The organism is Nocardia cyriacigeorgica, assembly GCF_010868145.1.
GTDB lineage: Bacteria > Actinomycetota > Actinomycetes > Mycobacteriales > Mycobacteriaceae > Nocardia > Nocardia cyriacigeorgica_D.
On the sequence record NZ_JAAGUY010000064.1, the window covers coordinates 1 to 367 of the forward strand.

Sequence of the window (367 nt, forward strand, 5' to 3'; positions counted from 1 at the left end):
GCGTTAAGGAAGCCAGGCACCGCATCAAGCAGCTGTTCCAGATGCGCGATTGGGCCGTGCACGCGCGATCTGAGTATCAGGGCCCAATTTATCGCCCCGATATCGATGCCGCCGTGCCATGGCAATACGCCGCTTTCAGGTCGGAGAATGCTGTCAATGCGGTGGCGATGACGATTGATCTAATGAACAGTTTTGTCATCCTTCTTGCTGGCGCTGACTCGACGTTGCAGGAGTGGAAGCCACGGGTCGAGGATCTGATGGGGCGGGTGATTGAGAAGTATCAGGCATCCTCGCTGCCTCCTGTGTCCCAAGTGATTTCGGAAACATGATTCTTCATGGGGATGGACGTCTGTCGACCGTCCTCTTG

1 protein-coding gene is annotated in these 367 nt (G+C 55.9%); it reads left to right on the top strand.

The window, feature by feature from the left end; genetic code table 11:
- A partial coding sequence (locus GV792_RS28765) for a hypothetical protein (protein ID WP_163828140.1) occupies nucleotides 1-329 on the top strand: 329 nt, incomplete at its 5' end.
- Nucleotides 330-367: the final 38 nt, after the last annotated feature.